This window comes from Orrella dioscoreae, from assembly GCF_900089455.2.
Taxonomy (GTDB): Bacteria; Pseudomonadota; Gammaproteobacteria; order Burkholderiales; family Burkholderiaceae_B; genus Orrella; species Orrella dioscoreae.
In genome coordinates, this window is record NZ_LT907988.1 from 3,044,707 (window position 1) to 3,069,498 (window position 24,792).

Consider the following 24,792-nt stretch of genomic DNA (forward strand, 5'->3'; position numbering starts at 1 on the left):
GAAGCGCCGTGCAGTGACTGGGAAACGTCGGGACGAGACGCCAGGGAAATCGGCATGGGGAAAACCCGGAAGAGTATAGATGACGTCCAGCGCAAAATCGGCGAAAAACCTGTTCCACCAAAGGTTTACACCTGAAACACCCTTGCCATGCGACAAGGTTGCCGACCAGCACCGAATGCGCCGCGCAGGCAGCGAAGCCTGGCACGGCGGCGGGACGAAAGACGCAATGATGCCCGGATGAAATTAATCAGGGATTAACGGGGGTTAACCCTGAGCCGGATACGGCCGCACGGACCGCCCGGGCGGGCACCGGACGGCCGTGCGCCATGAGGCGGACTCAGTCCAGCTTGACGCCGGAATCGCTCACCACCTTGGCCCAGCGCTGGATCTCGCTGTCGACGAAGGAACCGAAAGCGGCGCCCGTCATGTTCGGGGTCTCTGAACCGTTGCTCTTCCAGATTTCCTTCACTTTGTCGCTATTGAGCGCCTTGACGAGTTCGGCCGACATCTTTTCCACCACGGCTGGCGGCGTGCCGGCAGGCGCCCACATCGCATACCAGGTCGACACCACGTAATCCGGATAACCTGCCTCGGCCGCGGTCGGCACGTCGGGCAGCGTCGGCGAACGGGTCTTGGATGCCACGGCGAGCGGCTTGATGGAACCGGCGCGGATATGTCCCGCGGAGGAACCCAGCCCATCGTAGGCCATGTCGACCTGTCCGCCGATGAGCGCCGTCAGCATCGGCCCCGCTCCCTGGAAGGGCACATCCACCATCTCGACCTTGCTCTGGATGAGGAAGAGTTCTCCCGCCAGGTGGTGGGTGCTGCCCTTGCCCGCCGAGCCGTAGTTGATCTTGCCCGGATTGGCCTTCGCGTAATCGACCAGCTCCTTCAGCGTCTTCACCGGCAGCTTCTTCTCGTTGACGACGATCACCTGCGGCGGCTCGGCCAGCAGCGCCACCGGCACGAAGCTTTTCTTGATGTCGTAGGTCAAGTTCTTGTAGAGCGCCGGCGCCACCGCGTGGTGCGCCCCGCCCATGAAGAAGGTATAGCCGTCGGGCTGGGCCTTGGCGGCCACGGAGGCGCCCACGGTGCCGCCCGCGCCGCCCTTGTTGTCGACCACGACGGCCTGCCCCAGCTGAGCCGTGAGCTGCTGCGCCAGGGGCCGCGCATAGGTGTCCGTGCCGCCGCCTGCCGGAAAGGGCACGACGATGGTGATGGGGCGCTCCGGCCAGGCCGCGGCGGCGGGCGCGATGCCCCCCACCATGCCTGTCAGGGCGATCGCTGCAGTCAAGATTCCTGTCTTCATCGTTGTCTCCTCGAGGGTGATGTTCTGGCCATCGGGGTCCTCGGGCTGGCCGCCTGCCTCGCCGGGCAGTGTCAGCATGGCCCGCGGCACACCGGGGCATCTTTGTTCTAGGAAATCCACTTCAGTGCTGCATCGTTCCTGCTCGCGCCGCTGATCCGGCGCGCCATCGTGTCGCGTGTCCTCCTTGTCGGGTGAAGATGGGACGGGATCCTGCCGGCCTGTCTACCGGTAGGTGTCCCGCAGGACGTTCTTCTGGACCTTGCCCATGGCATTGCGCGGCAAGGTCTCCACCAGGTGGATCTGCTTGGGCACCTTGAAATTCGCGATGCGCCCGCGCAGGGTATCGGCCAGCGCCTGCGCATCCAGTGCGGCGCCGGGCTTGGCCACGACGACGGCCACCACGGCCTCGCCGAAATCGGGATGCGGAACGCCGATCACCGCGGACTCGTCCACGCCCGGCAGGTCATCCAGCACGCCCTCGATCTCCTTGGGATAGACGTTGTAGCCGCCCGAGATGATGAGGTCCTTGTTGCGCCCGACGATGGAGAGGTAATCGTCGGGCACCACCGCCCCGCCCGCCTCGCCGCCCCAGCGCCCCATGTCGCCCGTGCGGAACCAGCCATCCAGCGTGAATTCCTCGCGATTCTTCTCGGGCATGCACCAATAGCCCGAGAACACGCCATCGCCCTTGACCTGCACGTGGCCGATGGCGTCCGGCCCCAGCGGCTGGTCCTGGTCATCGGTGATGCGCAAGGACACACCGGGCAAGGGCTTGCCCACGGTGCCGCCCAGTCGGGCCGACTCGGGCCGATAGGGATTGGAAGTCAGCATGATGGTCTCGCTCATGCCGTAGCGTTCCAGGATCGTGTGGCCGCTGCGCGCGCGGAAATCGTCGAAGGTCTCGCGCAGCAGCGGCGCCGAGCCCGAGATGAACAGCCGCATGTTGGCGCAATGCTCGCGGCCGAAGCGCGGGTCGGACAGCAGGCGCACGTAGTAGGTGGGCACGCCCATCATCACCGTGGCGCGCGGCAGCCACTTCAAGGCCAGGTCGGCGTCCAGCTTCGGCGCCCAGAGCATCCTTGCGCCGGCCAGCAGCGCGCCGTGCGAGGCGACGAACAGGCCATGCACGTGGAAGATGGGCAGCATGTGCAGCAGCACGTCGTCCTGCGACCAGCCCCAGTATTGGTGCAGCACGCGGGCGTTGGACGAAAGATTGCCATGGCTCAGCATGGCGCCCTTGCTGCGTCCCGTGGTGCCCGAGGTGTACAGGATGGCGGCCAGGTCTTCAGGGCGGCGCGGCACCGTGTGGAAGGTCTGCGGCAACGATCCGGCTGCCTCCAGCAGGCTGCCCGTCCGGTCGTCGTCCAGCGTGTGCACATAACGCGTGCCGGCGCGGCGCGCGGCTTCGCTGACCCAATCGAGGTTCTTGCTGGCGCAGACCACCAGGCCTGGCGCCGCGTTCTCCAGGAAATAAGCCACTTCGGCTTCGCGATAGGCCGTGTTCAGCGGCAGATACACCAGGCCCGCGCGCAAGGTCGCCAGGTACAGCAACAGCGCTTCCGGCGATTTTTCAACCTGCACGGCCACCCGCGCGCCGGGCGGCAGGTCCAGCGCGGCCAGGAAATTCGCCAGGCAGGCACTGGCGCGGTCGATGTCGTCCCAGGTGTAGTGCAGCGTCGGCGTCTCGATGGCCACGCTGCTGCGGTCTTTTGGAAAGCCGCGCTCCAGGACGGCGTACAGGTTCTCGTTGCTGCCCAACTCACACTCCCTTGAAAACAGGCTCCTCGCCTGCAAGAAACGCGCGCACCCCTTCTTGGTGGTCACGGCTGTCGGCGTACGCGAACGCCGCCCGCAACTCCGCTTCGGACAAGGCCGCCGGCTCGGGCGACAGCAGGCGCGCCGTCTGTTTGTTCAACCGCGCGGCCAGCGGCGCGCCCCGCGTGATGCGGGCAAGGCTGCGGGCCACTTCCTCGTGCACCTGTTCATCGGGCACCACGCGGTTCAGCAGGCCTTTGTCCTTCGCTTCCGCGGCCTCGAAGATCCGTCCTTCGTAGAGGATCTCCAGCGTCACGGAGCGGCCTGCCAAGGCAAGCAGGCCGCGCATTTCGTGCGGCGCCATCGAGAAGCCCAGGCGGCTGATGGGCACGCCGAAGCGCGCCGAGGCGCCCGCGATGCGCAGGTCGCACTGGCTGGCCACTTCCAGGCCGCCCCCCACGCACACGCCCTCGATCTGCGCCAGCACCGGGTGCGGGCACTCGGCCACGGCACGCAAGGCCGGCGCGATGATGCGCGTGTGATAGTTGAAGACGCCCTCGAAATCGGCGCGCAGGCGCGGGAACTCGCTGATGTCTGCGCCGGCGGCGAAGTTGCCGCCCTCGCCGCGCAGCACCACGGCACGCAGGTCCGTGTCCTGCGACAGCGTCGTGAAGATGTCCTGGATCTGGCGCCACATCCCGGCGCTGAGGGCGTTGAGCTTGCCCGGGTGGCTCAAGGTCACCCATGCGATATGGGCCTTGGTTTCAAGCAGGACCTGCCCTGCCTGTTGCGCCTGACTCATGAAGGTCTCCTGGCTGACGGGCCTGCGACGCGCCGGCCGCCCGGCGCAGGCGTTCGGCGGGTGTCTCCCGGATTCGGATAGTCCCAGGACGAATTCCAGGCCACCGCCTGTCCTCCATCCCACTGTCCAGGGATTATGGTGAGCGCGCCAGCAGGCCGCAAGGCTTTCAGCCGCCTGCCAGCTACGGAATTACCCTTCCCTTGAAGTATTTTCCGGGTGAGGCCACCGGGGCTAGAACCGCAGCGGCTCCCCGCGCTTGCCCCCGATGAGCGCACGCGCCCAGCGCCTGGCCGGCAAGCCATAGCGCGCCTCGACATCCTCGGCGCGTGCCAGCAGCGTGGCGGCCTCCACCTCCAGCGAGGGCCCCGAGAACGCGAGCACGATCTGGTTGCCCGCGTCGATCTGCGGCAGCAAGGCCACCCGGCCGTCGAAGGCCTCGCGCAGGTTGGCGATGTTGTGCGGAAAGCTCTCGTGCTTGCCGAACAGGTTCACGGTCATGACGCCCACGTCGCCCAGCACGCGGCGGCAATTGGCATAGAACTCGACCGAATCACGCACGGGTCCCTGTGCCTGGGCGTCATAGAGATCGACCATCAGCACCGGGCAGTGCCCGTAGCGGACCGGATCGGCCACCCACGCCGCGGCATCGCCGTGGTCGATGACCAGCCGCAAGGGCGCGGGCAGCTTGAAGAACAGGTGGCAGGCCATGGTGACCTGCGGATTCCACTCCACCACGGCCAGCGGGCTGGCGGTGTGCTTCAGGCAGAAGCGCGTGAGCGCGCCCGCCCCCAGGCCCAGCTGCCCGATACTGGCCTCGCGCGGCGGCTCGAGAAAAAGCAGCCAGGCCATCATCTGGCGCGTGTACTCCAGCACCAGCTCGTCCGGCTTGGCGATGCGCATCGCGCCCTGCACCCACTCGGTGGCGAAATGCAGGTAACGGATGCCATCGCCTTCGGACAGCGTCACCTCGTCATGCTCGCGCGCTTGTGCCGCGCGTCCTTTCGTCGACATATCAGACTCGTTCGAAAACCGCGGCAATGCCCTGCCCTCCGCCTATGCACATGGTGACCAGCGCGTAGCGCCCGCCGACACGCTGCAGCTCGTACAGGGCCTTGACCGTGATGATGGCGCCGGTGGCGCCGATGGGATGGCCCAGCGCGATGCCGCTGCCGTTGGGATTGACGCGCGTGGGATCCAGCGTCAGCTCGCGGGTGACGGCGCAGGCCTGCGCGGCAAAGGCCTCGTTGGCCTCGACCACGTCGAGCTGGTCGACCGTGAGCCCGGCGCGCGCCAGGGCGGCGCGCGTGGCAGGCACCGGGCCGATGCCCATGTATTTCGGATCCACGCCCGCGTGGGCATAGGACACCAGGCGCGCCAGCGGCTTCAGGCCGCGCCGCTCGGCCTGTGCGCGGGTCATGAGCAGCACCGCCGCGGCGCCATCGTTCAGGCCCGAGGCATTGCCGGCGGTGACCGTGCCGTTCTCCTTCTGGAACACCGGCCGCAGGCCGGCCAGGCCTTGCACGCTGATGTCGCGGCGCACGTGTTCGTCGGTATCGAACACGATGTCGCCCTTGCGGCTCTTGATCGTGACAGGCACGATCTGGTCCTTGAAATGGCCCGCATCGATGGCGGCGGCGGCCCGGCGATGCGACTCGACCGCCAGCGCATCCTGCGCATCGCGCGAGACCTGGTAGCGCGCCGCGACGTTCTCCGCGGTCACGCCCATGTGCACGCGATCGAAGGGATCCGACAAGGCGCCCGTCATCATGTCCAGCATGGCGGCATCGCCCATGCGCGCGCCCCAGCGCTGCGTCGGCACGATGTACGGCGCGCGGCTCATGCTTTCCGCGCCGGCGGCCACGGCCACCTCGGCATCGCCGAGCAGGATCGTCTGCGCCGCCGACACGATGGCCTGCAGGCCGGAGCCGCACAGCCGGTTCACGTTGAAGGCGGGCGTTTCCTGCGACACCCCGGCGTTCAGCGCGGCCACCCGCGACAGGTACATGTCGCGCGGCTCGGTATTGATGACGTGACCCACCGCCACGTGACCCACTTCGGCGCCGCCCACGCCCGCGCGCGCCAGCACCGCCTGGATGACGGTGGCGCCCAGGTCGCAAGGCGCCACGTCCTTGAGCGCGCCGCCGAAATCGCCCACGGCGGTGCGGGCGGCGCTTACGATGACCACGTCTTTCACAGCTGTCTCCTGTCTGGTGGCAAGGCCGCGCAGGCAGCGCGGCATCGTCGGTGTGTGCCGGCGCCATTTCCGGCCCGCGGCACGATGCAGCCATGATACCGAACCGGCGTATACCCCAGTGGCATGCGGGGTCGTTCCGGATGACGGGCATCAGGCCTGCCTATAATTTCAGAACGAACACTCCGAAATGGACCCGCCATGCCGAACGTCGCGTTTTCCGTCCTCGACCTGTCACCCATCGTGCTGGGCAGCGACGCCGCCACCGCCTTTCGCAACACCGTGGACCTGGCGCGCCAGGCCGAAGCACTGGGCTACCAGCGCTACTGGCTGGCCGAACACCACAACATGACCGGCATCGCCAGCGCCGCCACGGCGGTGGTCATCGGCCACGTGGCCGGTGCCACCCGCAGCATCCGCGTGGGCGCGGGCGGCATCATGCTGCCCAACCATTCACCGCTGGTCATCGCCGAGCAGTTCGGCACGCTGGAATCGCTGTATCCGGGCCGCATCGACCTGGGCCTGGGCCGCGCGCCGGGCACGGACCAGCTCACCGCGCGCGCCCTGCGCCGCGAACGCATGGAAACGTCGGACGATTTCCCGCAGGACGTGATCGAGCTGCAGCACTACTTCCAGCCCGTCGACCCCGCGCCCGCCGTCAAGGCCGTGCCGGGCATGGGCCTGAACGTGCCCATCTGGATCCTGGGTTCCAGCCTCTTCGGCGCCCAGCTGGCCGCGCACCTGGGGCTGCCGTATGCGTTCGCCTCGCACTTCGCGCCCGATCAGTTGCTGCCCGCCATCAACATCTATCGCCAGCACTTCCGCCCCTCGGCCGCGCTGCAGAAGCCGCACGTCATGGCGGGCGTGAACGTCATCGCCGCCGCCACCGACAGCGAGGCCGCCGTGCTCTTCACCTCGCTGCAGCAGCAGTTCCTGAACATGCGCCGCAACCGGCGCGGCCAGTTGCCGCCGCCGGTGCCGGACATCGAGGAACTGTGGGCGCCGCATGAAAAGGCCAGTGTGCAGCAGTCGCTCGCCTGTGCCGTCGTGGGCGGCCCGGACACCGTTCGCGAAGGATTGCGGGCATTCATCGAACGCACCGGCGTCGACGAACTGATGATCACCGCGCAGATCTACGACCACGCCTCGCGCATGCGCTCCTTCGAACTGGCCGCGCAGGCGCGCGACGCGCTGCACGCCTGAGGCCGCGCGAACGACAAGGCCCCCGTCCCGCGACGGGGGCCTTTGTGTTGCCGCAAGCGCTTGACAGCAGCGCTTGCCGCAAGCCTCGCCCTTAGCTCACGACGCCTTTGCCGGCGGCTCTGCGAATTCGACGCTTGCAGGTTCGGCGGCGGCCGGACCACTCTGGCCCGCCGCACTGTCCGCCGAGGGCTCGATCGCCGGCGGCGTCACCAGCTCCACCACCTTGCGGCGCGACAGCATGCCGATGAACTCGTCGTTCTCGCCCGTCACCGCCAGCGGCTGGTCGCTGTGCAGCAGGCGCGCCAGGATTTCATCGAGCCCCGTGGCGGCGGGCACCGACGAAATCTCGTCGATGTAGCCCGACACGTCCCGATCGCCGCTGCCCGCCGCCTGGCGGGCGGCATCCACGGTCAGCATGCCGGCCAGGCGCTTGCCATCCAGCACCGGCGCGTATTCGTAGCGCAGGGCCTGCATGCGCTCCAGCGCGTGCGCCGGACGCGAACGCATGGTCAGCGTCAGCCGGGGCGGATTGACGGCGTGCGTCGCGTTCAGCACCTTGCCCCGGTTCACGTCCTGCAGGAAGGCCTGGACATAGTCATTGGCCGGATTCAGCAGGATGTCCTCGGGCGTGCCCTCCTGCACCAGTTCGCCGTCCTTCAGGATGGCGATGCGGTTGCCCAGGCGCAAGGCCTCGTCCAGGTCATGCGTGATGAAGACGATGGTCTTGTTCAGCTTGGCCTGCAACTGCAGCAGGTGATCCTGCATCTCGCGGCGGATCAACGGATCCAGCGCCGAGAAGGCTTCATCCATCAGCAGGATCTCGGCATCGGTGGCCAGTGCCCGGGCCAGGCCCACGCGCTGCTGCATGCCGCCGGACAACTGATGCGGATACTGCTTCTCGAACCCCGACAGCCCCACCTGCTCCAGCCACTGGCGCGCGCGCTGCTCGCGCTCCTCCTTGCCCACGCCCTGGATCGCCAGGCCATAGGCCGCGTTCTCCAGCACCGTGCGGTGCGGCATCAGGCCAAAGCGCTGGAACACCATGCTCATCTTGCGTTGGCGGAAAGCCTCCAGCTCGCGCTTGCCCAGCGTGACGACATCGACGCCGTCGACCAGGATCTGGCCGGCGCTCGGCTCGATGAGGCGGTTGAAATGGCGGATCAGCGTCGACTTGCCCGAGCCCGACAGGCCCATGATGACGTAGATGCTGCCTTCGTCGATGGACAGGCTGATGTCGCGCAGGCCCAGCGTGTGGCCGCTGCGCGCCAGCAGCTCGTCCTTGCTGATGCCCTGCTGGGCGGCTTCCAGCCACTTCTTCGGGTGCGCGCCGAAGATCTTGTAGATGTTCTTGACTTCGATCTTGCTCATCGCGTGCCTCCCTTGCGCATGCGTTGCCCATAGGATTGCGTGATGCGGTCGAACAGCACCGCCAGCACGACGATGCCCAGGCCCGCCACCACGCCGCGGCCCACCTCCAGGCGGTTGATGCCCAGCAGCACTTCATAGCCCAGGCCGCGCGCGCCGATCATCGAGGCGATCACCACCATCGACAGCGCCATCATCGTGGTCTGGTTCAGGCCAGCCATGATGTTGGGCAGGGCCAAGGGCAATTGCACGCCGAAGAGCTGCTGGCGCGAGTTCGCGCCAAAGGCGCGGGAAGCCTCGAGCACTTCGCGGTCGACCAGCCGGATGCCCAGGTCGGTCAGGCGGATGAGCGGCGGCACGGCATAGATCACGGTTGCGATCAGCGCAGGAATCTTGCCCAGGCCGAACAGCATCACCACGGGAATCAGGTAGACGAAGCTGGGCATGGTCTGCATGACGTCCAGCACCGGCAGCAGGATGGAGCGCAGCCAGTCGGCGCGCGCCATGAGGATGCCGAGCGGAATGCCGATGACCACCGACAGGCCCGCGGCCATCAGCATCAGCGACAGGGTCTGCATGCCGGCGTCCCACAGGCCCAGCAGGCCAAGCACGCACAGCAGGCCGCCCATGGCCACGCTGAAGACCACGCGGCGGCTGACCAGCCAGGCCAGCACGACCACGACGAGCACGACGGACCACCAGGGCGCGCCGCGCAGCAGTTGCTCCAGCCAGACCAACATGTTGAGGATGGGACGCGAGAGCGTCTCGAGCGTCTCGGCGTAGTTTGTGACGAGGTGATCGACGAAACCGTCGATCGCGCGCCGTACCTCGCGCGCGGGAATGATTTCGGGAAACATGGACAGGATCTCCGGCTAGAGATGTCTGTTCGCAGGCGCGGAGATTCCGCGCCTGCGAACAGACACCGGGAGGTCCGTCGGGCGGCCAGGCGCCCGGGAGGCACATCAGCACTGCGTCCCGGGCCCTTGCCTGGCCGCCGGGCGGACCCGGCTACAGGCTCAGGCTAGGCTCAGAGAGAGGCTTGCACGCGCTCGGCGACGTCCTTGGGGACCCACTGGGTCCAGGCCGCGGACTTGTTCTTCAGGAACCACTGGGCCATCTCGGCCGCGTCGTCACCCGTTTCTTCCATGTTGGCCAAGGTCTCGTCCAGGTCGGCCTGTTCGAGCTTGATCTTGGAGAAGAACTCGGTGAGCTTGGGCGCCTGCTTCATGAAATCGACGTTCAAGGCCGTGAAGACAGGGTTTTCGGGGTAGGCGCTGGGTTGCGGATCCGAGCACTTGGGATCGGTCAGGCACTCGTGCTTGGCCGCGTCATAGGCCGGCAGGTCCAGCTTGACCAGGTCCAGCGCGCCGACCAGCGGGGTCGGATACCAGTAGTAGAAGACCACGTTCTGCTTGCGCTTGTAGGCGGAAGTCAGCGCGGCCTTCTGCGCGGCGCCCGTGCCGGGCGAATACAGCGTGTAGGAATCCTCGAGCTTGAGCGCCTTGTACAGGTTGGTGGACACCACCTCGCAGCCCCAGCCTGCCGGGCAGCCATAGAAGCGGCCCTTGTTGGGCTCTTCGGGGTCGGTGAACTCGTCCTTGAACTTCGGCAGGTCGGCCGCCGACTTCAGTTCGGGGAAACGCTCGGCGGTATAGCGGGGAATGAACCAGCCTTCGCCGCCCATGAAGAGTTCGCCGACGCGCTTGACCTTGCCGCGCTTCTCGGCCTGGGCCCACGGTTCGGCGACGCTGTTCAGCCAGATCTCGCTGTTGATGTCGAGGTCACCGCGCTCCAGCGCGGCCAGGGCCGGCAGGGTCTCGGTGGGCAGGACTTCCGACTTGCAGCCATAGCCCTTCTCCAGGATGGTGCGTTGCACCTCGACCAGGATCAGGTTGGACTCCCAGTTCATGCCGCCGAAATTCACGGGACGCTTGAGTTCGCACTGCGGGGTTTCCGCAGCCTGGGCCACGCCCGACACGCCACCAAGGGTGGCCGCGATGGCGCCAGCCAGGGCGGCGTGACGCAAGCGGCTGGAAAAAGGCATGACGGCGCGACGGGACGCATCCGTGCGCGCGCTGGACAGTTGCTTGGTACTCATGGGCATTCGCCTCCTTTGGGTCACGGCGTCTCCGACAACCTGGATGCCAGGCTGGCGAAACGCGCCATTTAGCTAAAAGGGGTTGTGCGGAAGACGGGCCAGGCCGCCAATACAAACCGACACTGCTTGACGGATGCTGTTAAGGCATCCAAAGACGGGGCTGATTTCCAGCGCTCTGACGAGGCGCTGAACACAGACCACAATTGATGAAATCTGAACGAAGAAGAGGGCATTTTAACGGAAAATAAAAGGATACGCCAGCTTAAGCACCGTTACCTCCTCTTTCATCGGGAGTACCGCCGTGAAATTGGGGCACTATCCGCTAAAATCGGCGGGTTTTACGCGGTGCGACAAAAATCGTGCCATTGCGTCTCCATTCCTCCCCCGACCGCGCCGGAGCCCCTCCTTTTGGACAATTCTCAAAACTCGACGCATCCACCGCGTGAACTCGACCTCTATGACATGGCCTGTGCGGTATGGCGCAACTGGCGCATCATCCTGGGGGTCACGGTAATCACCTTGCTGCTGGCTGCCCTGTATGCTTTCCTGGCACGGCCGGTGTACCAGACCGCGGTTGCCATCCTGCCCCCTTCCGCAAGCGGAGTCGCCCACTACAACCTCGTCACCCAATTGATGGGCGAAACGCTCCCCAGCGGCAACGACCAGGACAGAAAAGGGCAGCGAGGCATCACGCCCCTGACGCCCCAGGAGGCGTACCGGGTCTTCCTGCGCCACCTGACATCCGATGCATTGCGCCAGACGTTTTTCTCGGAGGTCTACCTGCCTGCCCAAGGCCGGGAAATTTCGGAAGGCGAGCGCGAGCAACTCTGGCTTCAGTTGAACAGGAATATGAAGGTCACGCTTCCCTCGCGGGAAGGAGACGCCGCGCAGCTTTCCTTTGAAGGCACCAGTCCCCAGACGATCAGCAAGTGGGCGAACGACTACACCCAGACCGCGATCGTCGCGGCCCGCGAGGAACTCATGGGCGACCTCGCAGCGTTCGTCGAGGTTCGCCTCCAGAGCAACAAGGGCCAGTTGACGGCGCTGCGCAAGGTGGCCTCGGAAACGCGAGCGAACCAGATCAAGCGCGTTGAAGACGCGCTGACGATCGCCGAATCCATCGGGCTGGAAAACGCCTCGGCGTCCGGCAATCTGATTATTGATTACAAGGATGAAACCATGTACCTGCGTGGCGCGAAAGCCCTGCGCGCGGAACTGGAGCGGCTCAAGCAGCGGGAAAACGACGACCCCTACATTCCCGAGCTCAACAACCTGCTGCGCGTGGATGCGTTGCTGAGCGGTATCGACCTGAGTGCGGAACGCCTGTCCGTGGCCATCGTCGATCGCGCAGCCGGCGTTCCTGTCAGCCCCGTACGCCCCCAGAAGGCTCTCATCCTCCTGCTGGGCCTGGTTTTAGGCCTGGTGATCAGTGTGTTGGGCGTATTGCTGCATGCGGGCATCCGCCGCCCCTGATCCAGGCGGGGCGGGGTACGCCGCAGGCGCGTGCGCGCCCCTCCCTCCTGGAACGGCCTGCAGGGCTCCGGTGGCAAGCCGGGCACGCGCCGTTCTCTACATCAGCACTTGAATGGCAGGTATTCGGGCATCCACCGCTGAAGATGTGCTCGCACATCGCCGTCGGAAACCGGGCCGGTTTGTGCGAGCCATGCCTGGTTTTCTTCAAAGAAGCCTTCAGGAACCGGACGCGAGCGCGCGATGCGCAACTTGGCGTGCGGTGTCTCAAGCGTCTCTTCCGAATCGGCCAGCAGTTCCTCGTAGAGTTTCTCGCCCGGCCGCAAGCCGGTGAACTCCACGGGGATCTCCTCCTCGGAGAAGCCGGATAGACGGATCATGTTGCGCGCCAGGTCTGCTATGCGAACAGGCTCGCCCATGTCCAGCACAAAGACCTCTCCCCCCTTGCCCATGGCCGCTGCCTGCAGCACCAACTGGGCAGCCTCGGGTATCGACATGAAGTACCGCGTAATGTCCGGATGCGTCACCGTGACCGGGCCGCCGCGCGCAATCTGCGCATGGAACTTGGGAATAACGCTTCCCGTGCTGCCCAGCACATTGCCAAACCGAACCATCTGGAAGCGCGTCTCGCCGCCCTGGCAATGCAGTACCTCGCACATCATCTCGGCCATGCGCTTGGTCGCCCCCATCACATTGGTCGGATTGACGGCCTTGTCGGTCGAGATCAACACGAACCGCTCCACGCCATGGTGCGCAGCCGCCTGAGCCACATTCAACGTGCCAAGAACATTGTTGCGTACCGCCTGCCAGGCATTTCCCACTTCCATCAGCGGCACATGCTTGTACGCCGCCGCGTGAAAGACCACGCTCGGCCGCCACGACGAGAATATCTCATTCATGCGAATGGCATCCTTCACGTCACCCGCCAAGGGAACGATGGCGATCTCGGGACGATTCTCAGAAAACCACTGCTCGATGCTGTACAGCGCGAACTCACTGGACTCGACCAGGATCAGACGGGCAGGCGAAAAACGCGCCAGCTGGCGGCAAAGCTCGCTCCCGATCGAGCCCCCCGCCCCGGTCACGAGGATATGCTTGCCGGTCAGCATGGACTGGATATTCTGGTTGTCGATGCGGACCGACTCGCGGCCAAGCAAGTCCTCGATCTTGACGGGGCGCATCATGTTCACCGCGACGCGCCCGCTCATCAGCTCGCTCAGTCCCGGCACAGTGAACAGTGCCGCACCCGCCTTGCTCGCGGTCTCGGAGATGCGGCGCAGCACATCGGCTTTCGCCGAGGGAATGGCCAATATGACGTGGCGAGCGCCCCAGGTGCCCAGCACCTCCACCAGCTTGTCTGATCCGCCCTCGACCCGGCAGCCCGAGAGCTCGAGCCCCCACTTCGCAGGATCGTCATCCACCAGCGCCACCACATGCCATTCGGTGCTGCGTCCCAGCTCCCGGACCAGCATCGCGCCGGCCGTGCCGGCACCGACGACGACCACCGGGGTGCCTCGGCCCGTGCCACCACCATAAAGTCGATGCTCTTTCCACATGCGCCAGGCCGCTCGTCCGCCACCCATGATGAGCAGCAGCAACAGCGGATAGAGCAGCAGAATCGAGCGCGGCAACGCTGCGTATTCCCGCTCCAGGAAAGCGAACACCAACAGCGCGACGGTGGAAGCGAGGACGGCCGTGAGCACCCGCTTCAGGTCGGGCAGGCTCGCGAACATCCACATGCCGCGATACAGGCCAGCCCATCGACAGGCCACGATCTGCACCAGCAGCAGCAACGGAAGGCCCGCAATGATGGTCTTGTCCCATCCGACCGGCCATTCAAAATTGAAGCGGATGAAGAACGCGCCCAGCCAGGCGACGAATATCGCGCCCACGTCAAACAAGAACACCAGCGCGGTGCGAAATCGGGTCGGAATGATCATGGCCTGCAAGAAATAATGTTGTCTTTAGCTGGCGATCAGTCTTTCGCCGGGCGGCACTACCGCCTCTTCCGCCACCTGGACACGGTAGCCCGCACAGGTCCCTGCCTGCAACCAGGCGCGGGCCCCGATGCGGACCCCCCCAGCCAGTTGCACGCCCACCCCCAGATGCGCGAAATCTCCCAACTCGGCATCGTGGTCGACCGTGGCGTTGGCGTTCACGATCGCACCTCGCCCGATCCGCGCGCACGCCCCGACCACGGCACCTGCCATCACGGCCGTGCCCTCGCCCACGATTGCGTGCCCGCTGACCCAGGCTCGGGGATGCACCACGGTGGCCAGGGGGATACCCTGCGCTTCCAACGCTGTCGAGAGACGCTCGCGGACACCCTGGTTGCCGATGGCGACGATCGCGGCATCACAGCGCCCGGCCAGTTCTGCCAGCGCGCTCGCATGGGCTACCACCTGCCAGGAGCCGGACTGGCGCACGCCCGGGAAACCGTCGTCGGCAAAGACGACATCCGCCCATGTGCCGGACAACTCCGCCGCCTCTGCGACCGCGCGTCCGTGGCCTCCAGCGCCGACAATCAACAAAACGCCGCGTTTTTGCATGGGTCTTTGGAACTATGTCAGTAATGAAGACGCGATTCTACTGAAGAAGCACGATCGGGGCGCCTCATACTGTGGTACTTTCGGCACGGCCCGCCCCCAGGCTCAAGGCCAAGGCAAGCAACGGCGCATAGGCGACCAGGGCACCGAGCCAGCCAGGGAGCCACTCGACGGCCACCAGCATGGCCCAAGGCAACAGCCAGAAAATGTTGATGACCAAAACCGACAAAGTCACCACTTTGTGGCTTTTCCATCGTCGCGCGGCATATTGATAGGCATGGGTGCGGTGCGCTTCATAGACTTTTTCTCCGCGCAACAGCCGCCGCAACAGCGTCGTGGTCGCGTCCACCACGAAGACGCCGAGCAGTATGAGCCACCCCCACAGCAGCGCTGGCGCGTCCCAGCCAGCCTGCAGGGATAACCCGCCCAGCACGATCCCCAGGAAACCGCTGCCGCCATCGCCCATGAAAATGCGCGCGGGAGGGAAGTTCCACACCAGAAAACCAGCAACCGTCGCCCCCAGCAGCAGGCTCGTCCCCAGCAGGCCGGGCTGTCCCACCAGGACGTACAGCACGGCGGCCCCGACGGTGGCGCAGATCGCCTCGACACTCGCGATGCCGTCGATGCCGTCCATGAAGTTGTAGAGATTCAACAACCACACCAGATAGAGCGCCGCAAGCACGCTGCCCACGGCGCCAAGCTGGAAGGTGGCCGATCCCACCGCCAGAGGCGGTGCCCCTCCCTGCCAGGCTAGGATCCAGGCGGCCGCCGCAAAGTGGGCCAGCAGGCGCCAGCGCGCCTGGATATGGCCATGATCGTCCAGGAAGCCGACCAATGCGATCCACGCCCCCGCTCCGCCCAAGGCGCATGCGACGTCCGTGGCCACGCCTCCCGACAGCCACAGGGCCACGAGGCCCAGCAGGAAACCGATGACAAAGGCAAGCCCACCACCGCGGGGCGTGGGTTGCTGATGCGAGCTGCGCGCATTCGGCACATCCAACACGTTGCGCGCGAGCGCATAACGGCGCAATACGCCGGTCAGGAACCAGCCAAGGCCGGCACCGGCCACGAACAGCCACCAGGGCCAGGAAGACAGATCCATCTAGATTCCGGAATGACGGGAAAGAGTCGGAAACGACGCAGGCGCGGCTCAGCGGCCAACGTCGACACCACGCAGCACGAACGGCTGCGGGTCAAAACCAAAATCGCGCCGGGCTTCCTCGTGCCCAAAGACCATGTCGCGATTCATGCGCTGCACCATGTCGGCGTTCCAGCCGCGATAACGCGGCACGAGACGCAGGCAGGCCAGCGCCCCATTGAAGAGCCAGATCGGCACCGTCAGCAGCTTAGGGCGCAAGCCCATCGCGATGAAGATGCGGGTAACCATCTCGCGATAGCTCAGCACTTCCGCCCCGGAAATGTTGTAAGCCTGATCGCGCGCCGCTGGCGTGAAGGCCGCCAGCACGGCCGCTTTTGCCACATCATCCACGTAGATGGGCTGGCGCAGGCCGGCTGCCCTGCCAAAAAGCGGAAAGACATGCAGCCGCCGGATCAGCCGGACGATCTCCGACAGATTGCGGTCCGTGTTGCGGCCATAGATCAAGGTGGGCCGCAGGATGGTCCAGCCGATCCCTGCCGCGGCGGCCTCTCGGGCGACGGCCTCCTCGCCCTGCACGAGGCGGCCGACCAGCGCCTCCTCGTAGGAATTGGACGACGCCGTCTTGGTGTACCGGCTTGTCGACGACAGGCAGACCACGCGCTGCGCACCCAGCCCGGCCATCCGACCGAGATGCGCAGGCACCGCCCAGATATGGCACAGCGCGATCCACACGGGAATCTGCTCGGCACCCGCCTCTTGCCCAGCGGTGTCCAGCGATGCCCAGCGCAGGCCAGGCTGTTCCGCAACGACGGGAGGATTGCGGGAATACGCAACCACGCGATGCCCTTGGGCAAGCAGTTGGGCAACGACCTGCTGGCCCGCGGGCGACGTCGCGCCCACCACACCCACCGTAACGCTCATACGGAATCTCCTTGGACTTGGCTACGCAAAAGGGCCGCCAGACGCGTCGCCTGGCCCGTCAGCTCGAAATGCGCGAGGAAATAGGCGCGGCCCGCCGCGCCGAGCTCGGCACGCTGCGGGTCACTCATGCCATGCAGGCGCGCGATGCAGTCAGCCAGCGCAACGGCATCCTCTGCCGCACAGGCGAGTCCGGCCCCTGCCTCGATCACCACCCGCGCGCCCTCTCCATCCAGGGAAGCAATGATCGGCTTGCCTGCGGAGAGGTAGGACTGCACTTTCGCCGGGACGGTCTGGGCATATATCTCGCTGCGCTTGAGCGAAACCAGCAGGCCTCGGGCACGGCTGAGGAACTGCGGCATCTCGTCCGCGGGATATCGCCCGGCGAGTATGACGTTGTCCAGCCCGCGAGCGGCCTTCTGCTCGGCCAACCAGGCCGACATGCTGCCGCTTCCGACCAGCACCAGGCGCACGTCCGGCAGGTGCTGCAGCCGCTCGGCGGCATCCAGCAGGGTCTCCACGGCCTGGGCGGTTCCCAGGTTGCCGGTAAAAACGATACTGAAATGGCGCTGGATCTCTTCCAGCAACGTCGGGCTGACCTCGGTCTGCGCCGCAGGCGTCAAGGGCATTTCCCGTGCGCAATTCGGATAGTAGATGATCTTGGACGGATCGGCATGGCGCGCGACGGCATCGATGAACGCCCGGGATTGCACCAACACCCGATCCGCGCAGGCGTAGATCGCTCGCACCATCAGGCCCACGCCCGCAAGCACCGCCTTGTTGCGCACGAAACCCGTCGCGCTGAGGCTATCGGGCCAGAGGTCCAGCACCCACATCACCATGGGCGTGCGCAGGCGCCATTTCAGGTAGATGGCCGGGATGGCTGCGGTGATGGGCGACAGCGAAAACACGAAGACCACGTCGAACTGCTTGCCGCGCGCCTGGCGGGGAAAATGCCGCAGGCCATGCCAGACGAAGGAGAGGTAGTTGCGCGCGAGGTTCGCCGCGCCACCCTTCCCGCGCGGCCGCAACGGCACACGATGTACCGGCACCTGGCCCGCGAACACCTCCTCCTGGCAACCCTGCGCCGAATACCCTGGAAACACCTCGCCATCCGGGTAGTTCGGCTTGCCGGTGAAGACCTCGACACTGTGGCCCTGCGCCACCAAGGCCTCGACCAGATCGTTGATCGAGAACGACTCCGGCCAGAAGTATTGGGAAACCAGCGCGATCCTCACGTCACTTCTTCCAGACGACGCGGTTCACGTAATCGGTGTAGCTGTGGATCAGGCGAACGACCTTGTCCGACACGTTGGGCATCGAATAGTCCGCCACCAGGCGCAGGGACCGCTCATCGCCGCGCGGCTGGTCCGCGATCAGCGTCAAGCCCTGCAGCACGCGTTCGGTTTCCAGGCCCACCATCATGACCGAGGCCTCTTCCATGCCTTCGGGACGCTCGTGCGCCTCGCGGATATTGAGGGCCGGGAAGTTCAGGATGGAAGACTCCTCGGTGATCGTGCCACTGTCGGACAGCACCGCGCGCGACATCATCTGGAGGTGGTTGTAGTCCCTGAAACCCAGCGGCTTCAGCAGGCGCACGTTCTCATGGAAGCGCGCACCCATCGCGTCGACCCGCTTCTGCGTGCGCGGATGCGTGGACACGATGACAGGCAGGCCGAATGTGACGGCCACGGTATTCAGCACATCGACCAGCTTGCCGAAGTTCACATCCGAATCGATGTTCTCTTCGCGGTGCGCGCTGACGACGAAGAACTTGCCCGCCTCCAGGCCAAGCCGCGACAGGATGTCGGAAGCCTCGATACCTTCGCGATAATGGTTGAGCACCTCGAACATCGGACTGCCGGTCTTGATGACGCGGTCCGGCAGCAGGCCTTCGCGCAGCAGGTATTCGCGGGCGATGCTGCTGTAGGTCAGGTTGATGTCGGCGGTGTGGTCCACGATGCGTCGATTGATCTCCTCGGGCACGCGCTGGTCGAAGCAGCGGTTGCCGGCTTCCATGTGGAAGGTCGGGATCTTGCGCCGCTTCGCCGGCAGGACTGCCATGCAGCTATTGGTGTCGCCCAGGACCAGCAAGGCTTCGGGTTGGATCTCGGCAAGCGCCTGGTCCGTCCCGATGATCACCTTGCCGATGGTCTCTGCGCCGCTGGCGCCCGCCGCATTCAGAAAGTAGTCCGGCTTGCGGATGCCCAGATCCTGGAAAAAGATCTCGTTGAGTTCGTAGTCGTAGTTCTGGCCCGTGTGGATCAGCACGTGGTCGCAATGGCGGTCCAGCGCGGCCATCACGCGCGACAGGCGGATGATCTCGGGGCGCGTGCCCACGACGGTGGCGACTTTCAGTTTCTTCATGGTCATAGCGGACGGGCAAAGGTATCGGGGCGCTGGCGGTCGAAGATCTCGTTGGCCCAGAGCATGACGATCATCTCGTCGCCGCCGATGTTGGTGATGTCATGCGTCCAGCCCGGCACGGTCTCGACGATCTCCGGCGTCTCGCCGTCAGTCTCGCATTCGTGGTAGTCGCCGGTGACGATGTGGCGGAAGCGAAAACGCGCGCGCCCCCTGATGACGAGGAACTTCTCGGTCTTGCTGTGGTGATAGTGGCCGCCACGCGTGATGCCGGGGTGGGCCGTGAAAAACGAGAACTGGCCGGCATCCGGGGTCTTCAGCATTTCCACGAACACGCCGCGCGGATCGCCGTGCTTGGGCACTTCATAAGTGAAACGCTCGGGCGGCAGGTAGCTGACGTAGGTCGCATACAGGGCGCGCGTCAGCCCGGTTCCCACCTTTTCCGTCACCAGCGTCTCGCGGCTGTCGCGGAACGCTTCCAGCAGCCGGGCCAACTCGCCCACGCTGATGCGATATTGCGGCTGGACGCCAGCGGAACTGTCCACCGTGCGTCCTTGCCTGGCGGCATCCAGCAGGGCCATGAAATGCGTCACCACGTCATCCACATAGACCAGCGTGATTTCCGCCGACGGGTCGTTGATCTGGATGGGCAGGCCGCGCGTGATGTTGTGGCAGAAGGTCGCGACGGCCGAGTTGTAGTTGGGCCGCGCCCATTTCCCGAACACGTTCGGCAGGCGATAGACATGCACCGGCACGCCGTGGGACGCCTGCAGCGCTTCCAGGGCCGCCTCAGCCTCGCGCTTGCTGCGGCCATAGGGATTGTCCTGGGCCGCCTGCGTCGACGAGCTGTAGACCACCGGCACGCGCCGGCCATGGCGCGCCACGCTATCGCACAGCAGGCGCGTCAGGTCTGCATTGCCCGTGGTGAATTCGGCCGGATCCTTGGGACGATTTACGCCCGCAAGGTGAAAGATGACGTCGGCCTGCGCGACCAGGGCGTCCAGCACCTCCGGCTTTTCATCACGGGTGAAGCGCAGCACTTCCACGTCGTTGCGCTCGCCCAGCACCGCGATCAGGTTCTGCGCGACGAAGCCGTTCGCGCCGGTGATCAGGACTTTCATGCTCACTCCTCGGGCGTGGCGGCTTCACCGCGCTGGATGGCACGCATGAAGTCCAGCTTCAACAGCAGGCGCTCCATGCCGGCGCTGTCCAGCCGCTCGGTGTTGTGGGAGTTGTAGTCTTCGGAGCGGGATATCTTCTCCTCGCCTTGCTCGACGAACTTCGCATAATTCAAGTCGCGCAGGTCCGGCGGAATGCGGTAATAGTCGCCCATGTCTTCCGCGCAGGCCATTTCCTCGCGGCTGAGCAGCACTTCATAAAGCTTCTCGCCGTGACGGGTGCCGATCACCTGCAGGGCATGCTCGGGCTTGCCCAGCATGCGCGCCAGCGTCCGGGCCAGCACTTCGACCGTGGCGGCCGGTGCCTTCTGCACGAACAGGTCGCCATTGTTGCCATGCTCGAAGGCATACAGCACGAGATCCACGGCATCGGCCAGCGTCATCATGAAACGCGTCATGTCGGGGTCCGTCACCGTCATCGGCTTGCCGCTGCGCAGTTGCTCGATGAAAAGGGGGATCACCGAACCACGCGACGCCATGACATTACCGTAGCGCGTGCCGCAGACCACCGTGCCGGTGGCCTCCAGGTTGCGCGACTTGGCGACCATGACCTTTTCCATCATGGCCTTGGAAATGCCCATCGCGTTGATGGGATAGACCGCCTTGTCCGTGCTCAGGCAGACAACCTTGCGCACCTTGTTCTGGATGGCGGCCTCGAGCACGTTCTCGGTGCCCAGGATATTGGTGTGCACGGCTTCCATGGGGTGAAACTCGCAGGAAGGCACCTGCTTGAGCGCCGCGGCATGGAAGATGTAATCCACGCCGCGCGTGGCATTGACCAGGCTCTGCCGGTCACGCACGTCGCCGATGTAGAACTTGAGTTTCGGATGCGCGTAATGCTTGCGCATGTCGTCCTGCTTCTTCTCGTCACGGCTGAAGACACGGATCTCGCCGATGTCCGAGTCGAGAAAGCGCTTGAGCACGGCGTTGCCGAACGAACCCGTGCCGCCGGTGATGAGGAGTTTTGCGTTGGGAGTGAGCATGATGGAGATCGGTAGGATGGCGGACGGGTCAGGTGCGTGCGGCGCGCACCAGCGCCTCGCGCTCCTTGGGGGTCGGGTAGTTTATCAACACGGCCTTGTACGACCCCTTGAAGACGAAGAGGCTGCCGGCCCCTGCACCGATGATGCCGAAACGGCGGATCAGGGCGCTGATGTCGGCCAGCGAGCCGGCTCCGCCCAGCACCGACATGGGCACGGTCGTGACGTTGCGAATCTGCTCGATGAGATCCAGGTCGTAGCCCTTCATGACGCCGTCATGGTCGATGGCGTTAACCACGATTTCGCCCACGCCGTGCTTTTCCAGCGTCTGGGCGAACTCGACGGGCGAAAGATGGGTATTGGTTTTGGCGTTGTGCGTCCACACTTCATGGCGGGAGCTGAAACGCTTTTTCTTCACGTCCATCACCCCCACCACGCTCTGGCGGCCGATTTTCTCGGCGATGCGCGTGGCAAGCATGGGCTCCTCGACCAGGGCGGAGCTGATGGCCACCTTCTCGACGCCCAGGCTGATGATGGCGCTGGCCTGCTCCACCGTCTTGACGCCGCCACCGTAGCAGAAAGGCATGCGGCACTCGGCCGCCAGCCGCTCGATCATCTTCAGGTCGGGGCCGACTCCCTGGGTGGTAGCGTCGATGTCGAGGACGATGAGTTCGTCCACTTCCTTCTCATTGAAGATGCGGACGGCATTGATGGGATCACCGACGTACTTGCCGGCATCGAACTTGACGGTCTTGACCAGGCCCTTGTCGCGGACCAGCAGGCAGGGAATGATTCTGGGACGAAGCACGCTTTAGATATCCGCGAAATTTTTCAGGAGACGCGCACCGAAATCGTGGCTCTTCTCCGGGTGGAATTGCACGCCGTAGACGTTCGCGTGGTTGACCGAGCAGGCAAAGCGGGCGCCGTATTCTGCAGTGGCAATGGCATCGGCCTCGTCCTGACAATCAAAGTAATAGGAATGCAGGAAATAGAATCGCGCCTCTGATTCCAGGCCTTGAAACAGCGTCGATGGCCTTGAGGGCGTGACGTCGTTCCAACCCATGTGCGGCAGGTGCGTGCGCTGCGCCAACTTGTCGACGTCGAACTTGCGCACCCTGCCAGGCACCCAGCCCAGGCCCTCGCGCTCACCCTCGTCGCTGCCCTGCGCCATCATCTGCATGCCGACGCAGATACCCAGCACGGGCACGCCATCGCGCACCACCCGCTCGACGGCGACGTCATGCATGCCCGATTGCCGGAAGGAGTCCATCGCATAGTCGAAGGCTCCCACGCCGGGCAGGATCAGCTTGGTGGCCCGCGCAATATCCTCCGGCGTCCGACCGATGCCCACCTGCACATCCATGCGGCGGTACATGTTGGCGAAGGCCAGGACATTGCCCAGCCCGTAATCAATGATGGTGATCATCGGAACAGCCGCTTTTCAAGACCCAGTTTCTGCATGACGTTGGCGCCAAGGCCGATCAGGAACTTCTTGTTGGCGTAGTCCTTGTAGGTCTTGTTCTCGCCTTCGAAGATGGCCTGCAGTTCCTCTTCGCTCAGGTCGAGCTTGTGAGCCACGTAACGGAACTCCTGGCGCGAGAAATGCTCGTCCATCTCGGGCTTCGCGATACGCGCGAGAGCCTCCTCGCGCGTCATCTGGCCGGTCAGGATGAGACTGGAGAAATGCGCGCGCCGCTTCTCGTAGCCGAACTTGCGCGGCATCCAGTAGTCTTCGTAGAACCGGGTGAACCGGGACTCATGGTGCTTGTGCTGGAACGGCTCCCAGCCAAAACGCTCCTGCAGCAGGCGCTCGGCATCCTTCTTTATGTAGGGCACCAGATTGAGCGGCTTGAACACCTGCATGCCCAGCACGTAGCGGTAGTAGAGCTTGTAGACCAGGATGTCGACAATCGGGAAGCTCTTGAGCGGTCGCTTGCCGAAACGGCGATGGATGTCGAGCATCAGCGTCTTGTCGATGCCGGGATAGCCACCCCACTCTTCGGGCTCGCGGCAGCATTCAGTCGAGAAGTTGCCGCCGGTCAGCACATACTTCAGCTTGTGCTGGCGGGCGAACTTGTACAGTCCCGAGAAAAAAGCGACGTCCTGCGGCAGGTCCTGATCGGGAATCTGCGACTTCAGGAACGCCACCTGGAGATCCTTCATCTCCTCCCAGTTGATCACCTCGGTGAAGAGCTCCAGTCCCAGGCCGTCGACCAGCTTTTCGACGTTGCCCACCGCCTGGTCGGTGTTCCAGCCGGCATCGACATGGAACAGCAAGGGCCGCAGCCCCATCTTTTCCTTGGCGATGTAGGCGGTGTAGGAACTGTCCAGGCCACCGCTCAGCCCGATGATGCAATCGAAGTCCTTGCCCTTGCCTTGTTCCTTGATCTTTTCCGCCACGCGCATGAGCTCGGCCTCGCCGCGCGCGTCGGTATGCCAGTTGGGCTTGATCTGCGCGTCGAAGTTGGCGCAATAGTCCGATTCGCCCCTGGCATCGAAGACGATGCGAGGGTCGCTCGTATCCATGATGGTGCGGGTGCAGATTTGGTAGGGTCTATTCATTGGTGGCTTGAATCGTGAGGGTCGGATTCGCTCAGAAGCCCGACAGCAGGCCGAACAGCGCGCGGCGCAGGTTGTAGAAAAATGCGTTGGTGGTCGAGAGCGCCCGTAGCCGCTCTATGAGCGGCGCTCGATTGAAGAGCACGCCGATGATGCTGCCACGCGCGCGGGCTTCCTCGCACTTGATGCGGCGACGCAGGTTTTCCTGTGAGGCACTGTTGAGCTCATGCTTGTGCTGCTCATAGAACATGGAGATCGCGGTCATGCGCAGCGTGTACTTTCGGTTGTACTCGGGGAATGGCAAATGCATATTGATGCTGTTGCCCGCATGGACGCGCCAGCGGCACCCGATGACGCCACAGTGAACCTGTTTCCACTCGGTGAAGCCGACCACGGCCAGCTCCATCCATGTGTCCTCGTTCGGCAGGCTCTCCGGCACCGGAAATATCTTCGCCTGGACTGCCCGGCTCATCAAATAGGACACACCGGTGAACCCGCCTCGATCCTTGCCCTTGGGAACGACATGACCGTTGAACTTCGGGTCTTCCGACATGGTCTCCAGCTTGCAGAGCCCGACGACATATTTCTCTTCGCCTGCCGGGGCCACCGCGTCAAGGCGCGCCTTCAAGCTGCCTTGGGGCATGATGTCATCCCCGGCGAACAGGGTCGCAAACTGGCCACGCGCATGGCTCATTCCATAATTGAATGCCGAGTTCTTGCCCTTCTTCGGGTTGACGAGGACTTTCAGCCGAGGATATTGCAGAGCCAGCCCGGCCAGGATATCCCCCGTTGTATCGGTAGAGCCGTCATTGACCACGATGCATTCGAACTCGAGCCCGGTCTGCTCCAAAACGCTCCGCACAGCCTCTTCGACGTGCAAGGCTTCATTTTTCACTGCTATGACAACACTGACTTCAATATCATGTTGTTCTGGAACAGTATTCGCCATTCAATT

At 64.7% G+C, this 24,792-nt stretch carries 22 protein-coding genes and 1 pseudogene; 2 read left to right on the forward strand and 21 right to left on the reverse strand.

The annotated features are described in order from the left end of the window. Positions 1 to 337 precede the first annotated feature (337 nt). The 5 genes from ODI_RS14145 to bktB all read right to left on the reverse strand — a co-directional run bounded on the left by ODI_RS14145 (position 338) and on the right by bktB (position 6,060). A complete protein-coding gene (locus tag ODI_RS14145; protein WP_067751943.1) occupies positions 338 to 1,309 on the reverse strand; it encodes a Bug family tripartite tricarboxylate transporter substrate binding protein in 972 nt (323 codons plus the stop codon). 222 nt (positions 1,310 to 1,531) lie between these two features. Then, positions 1,532 to 3,067, reverse strand: a complete 1,536-nt coding sequence (locus ODI_RS14150) for a malonate--CoA ligase (protein ID WP_067751542.1) — start codon at positions 3,065 to 3,067, stop codon at positions 1,532 to 1,534. A gap of 1 nt (position 3,068) precedes the next feature. After that, the gene (locus ODI_RS14155; protein WP_067751545.1) at positions 3,069 to 3,866 is read right to left on the reverse strand and encodes an enoyl-CoA hydratase/isomerase family protein; all 798 of its coding nucleotides are present in this window, start codon (positions 3,864 to 3,866) and stop codon (positions 3,069 to 3,071) included. A gap of 231 nt (positions 3,867 to 4,097) precedes the next feature. Further along, a complete protein-coding gene (locus tag ODI_RS14160) occupies positions 4,098 to 4,877 on the reverse strand; it encodes a class I SAM-dependent methyltransferase (protein ID WP_067751548.1) in 780 nt (259 codons plus the stop codon). Between the two features lies 1 nt (position 4,878). Further along, positions 4,879 to 6,060: a beta-ketothiolase BktB gene (bktB, locus tag ODI_RS14165; protein ID WP_067751551.1), complete on the reverse strand. Its 1,182-nt coding sequence runs from the start codon at positions 6,058 to 6,060 to the stop codon at positions 4,879 to 4,881. Between the two features lie 198 nt (positions 6,061 to 6,258). Between bktB and ODI_RS14170 the strand changes: the two genes are divergently transcribed. Continuing rightward, a complete protein-coding gene (locus ODI_RS14170) occupies positions 6,259 to 7,260 on the forward strand; it encodes an LLM class flavin-dependent oxidoreductase (protein ID WP_067751554.1) in 1,002 nt (333 codons plus the stop codon). Positions 7,261 to 7,356: 96 nt separating this feature from the next. On the opposite strand, the gene ODI_RS14175 is transcribed toward ODI_RS14170, so the two are convergent. From ODI_RS14175 to ODI_RS14185, 3 genes are all read right to left on the reverse strand, one after another. After that, complete coding sequence (locus ODI_RS14175; protein WP_067751557.1) at positions 7,357 to 8,628, reverse strand: quaternary amine ABC transporter ATP-binding protein; 1,272 nt, start codon at positions 8,626 to 8,628, stop codon at positions 7,357 to 7,359. Further along, the gene (locus ODI_RS14180; protein ID WP_067751560.1) at positions 8,625 to 9,482 is read right to left on the reverse strand and encodes an ABC transporter permease; all 858 of its coding nucleotides are present in this window, start codon (positions 9,480 to 9,482) and stop codon (positions 8,625 to 8,627) included. The genes ODI_RS14175 and ODI_RS14180 overlap by 4 nt, the downstream gene beginning before the upstream one ends. Positions 9,483 to 9,652: 170 nt before the next feature. Beyond that, positions 9,653 to 10,669, reverse strand: coding sequence for an ABC transporter substrate-binding protein (locus ODI_RS14185; RefSeq protein WP_067751946.1), 1,017 nt, complete (start codon positions 10,667 to 10,669; stop codon positions 9,653 to 9,655). Between the two features lie 462 nt (positions 10,670 to 11,131). Between ODI_RS14185 and ODI_RS14190 the strand changes: the two genes are divergently transcribed. Continuing rightward, complete coding sequence (locus tag ODI_RS14190) at positions 11,132 to 12,196, forward strand: Wzz/FepE/Etk N-terminal domain-containing protein (protein ID WP_157929763.1); 1,065 nt, start codon at positions 11,132 to 11,134, stop codon at positions 12,194 to 12,196. 101 nt (positions 12,197 to 12,297) lie between these two features. On the opposite strand, the gene ODI_RS14195 is transcribed toward ODI_RS14190, so the two are convergent. The 13 genes and pseudogenes from ODI_RS14195 to ODI_RS14250 form a co-directional block, all read right to left on the reverse strand. Then, complete coding sequence (locus ODI_RS14195; protein WP_067751949.1) at positions 12,298 to 14,133, reverse strand: polysaccharide biosynthesis protein; 1,836 nt, start codon at positions 14,131 to 14,133, stop codon at positions 12,298 to 12,300. A 24-nt stretch (positions 14,134 to 14,157) separates the two neighbouring features. Beyond that, positions 14,158 to 14,742 (reverse strand): acetyltransferase, encoded by a 585-nt coding sequence (locus ODI_RS14200; protein ID WP_067751566.1) that lies wholly within the window; start codon positions 14,740 to 14,742, stop codon positions 14,158 to 14,160. Positions 14,743 to 14,806: 64 nt separating this feature from the next. Further along, complete coding sequence (locus ODI_RS14205) at positions 14,807 to 15,841, reverse strand: MraY family glycosyltransferase (protein ID WP_067751569.1); 1,035 nt, start codon at positions 15,839 to 15,841, stop codon at positions 14,807 to 14,809. 48 nt (positions 15,842 to 15,889) lie between these two features. Then, complete coding sequence (locus ODI_RS14210) at positions 15,890 to 16,759, reverse strand: SDR family oxidoreductase (protein WP_067751572.1); 870 nt, start codon at positions 16,757 to 16,759, stop codon at positions 15,890 to 15,892. Then, a complete protein-coding gene (locus ODI_RS22710; protein ID WP_408635946.1) occupies positions 16,756 to 17,385 on the reverse strand; it encodes a glycosyltransferase family 4 protein in 630 nt (209 codons plus the stop codon). Before ODI_RS22710 ends, ODI_RS14210 begins: the two co-directional genes overlap by 4 nt. 72 nt (positions 17,386 to 17,457) lie before the next feature. Beyond that, a pseudogene (locus ODI_RS22715) lies at positions 17,458 to 17,994 on the reverse strand (glycosyltransferase); the annotation flags it as partial. Position 17,995: 1 nt separating this feature from the next. Further along, positions 17,996 to 19,123 carry a non-hydrolyzing UDP-N-acetylglucosamine 2-epimerase gene (wecB, locus tag ODI_RS14220; RefSeq protein WP_067751952.1) on the reverse strand — a complete coding sequence of 376 codons (1,128 nt, stop codon included), beginning with the start codon at positions 19,121 to 19,123 and terminating at the stop codon, positions 17,996 to 17,998. Between the two features lie 2 nt (positions 19,124 to 19,125). Then, positions 19,126 to 20,241 carry a UDP-2-acetamido-2,6-beta-L-arabino-hexul-4-ose reductase gene (gene wbjC, locus ODI_RS14225; RefSeq protein WP_067751579.1) on the reverse strand — a complete coding sequence of 372 codons (1,116 nt, stop codon included), beginning with the start codon at positions 20,239 to 20,241 and terminating at the stop codon, positions 19,126 to 19,128. Between the two features lie 2 nt (positions 20,242 to 20,243). Beyond that, positions 20,244 to 21,281 (reverse strand): polysaccharide biosynthesis protein, encoded by a 1,038-nt coding sequence (locus ODI_RS14230; protein ID WP_067751582.1) that lies wholly within the window; start codon positions 21,279 to 21,281, stop codon positions 20,244 to 20,246. A 28-nt stretch (positions 21,282 to 21,309) separates the two neighbouring features. Continuing rightward, positions 21,310 to 22,086, reverse strand: coding sequence for an AglZ/HisF2 family acetamidino modification protein (locus ODI_RS14235; protein WP_067751585.1), 777 nt, complete (start codon positions 22,084 to 22,086; stop codon positions 21,310 to 21,312). Positions 22,087 to 22,089: 3 nt separating this feature from the next. Beyond that, the gene (gene hisH / locus ODI_RS14240) at positions 22,090 to 22,704 is read right to left on the reverse strand and encodes an imidazole glycerol phosphate synthase subunit HisH (RefSeq protein ID WP_067751588.1); all 615 of its coding nucleotides are present in this window, start codon (positions 22,702 to 22,704) and stop codon (positions 22,090 to 22,092) included. Continuing rightward, positions 22,701 to 23,840, reverse strand: a complete 1,140-nt coding sequence (locus ODI_RS14245; protein ID WP_067751590.1) for an N-acetyl sugar amidotransferase — start codon at positions 23,838 to 23,840, stop codon at positions 22,701 to 22,703. Before ODI_RS14245 ends, hisH begins: the two co-directional genes overlap by 4 nt. Before the next feature lie 31 nt (positions 23,841 to 23,871). Next, entirely contained in the window at positions 23,872 to 24,786 is a 915-nt protein-coding gene (locus ODI_RS14250; RefSeq protein WP_067751594.1) for a glycosyltransferase family 2 protein, read from the reverse strand. Positions 24,787 to 24,792 lie beyond the last annotated feature (6 nt).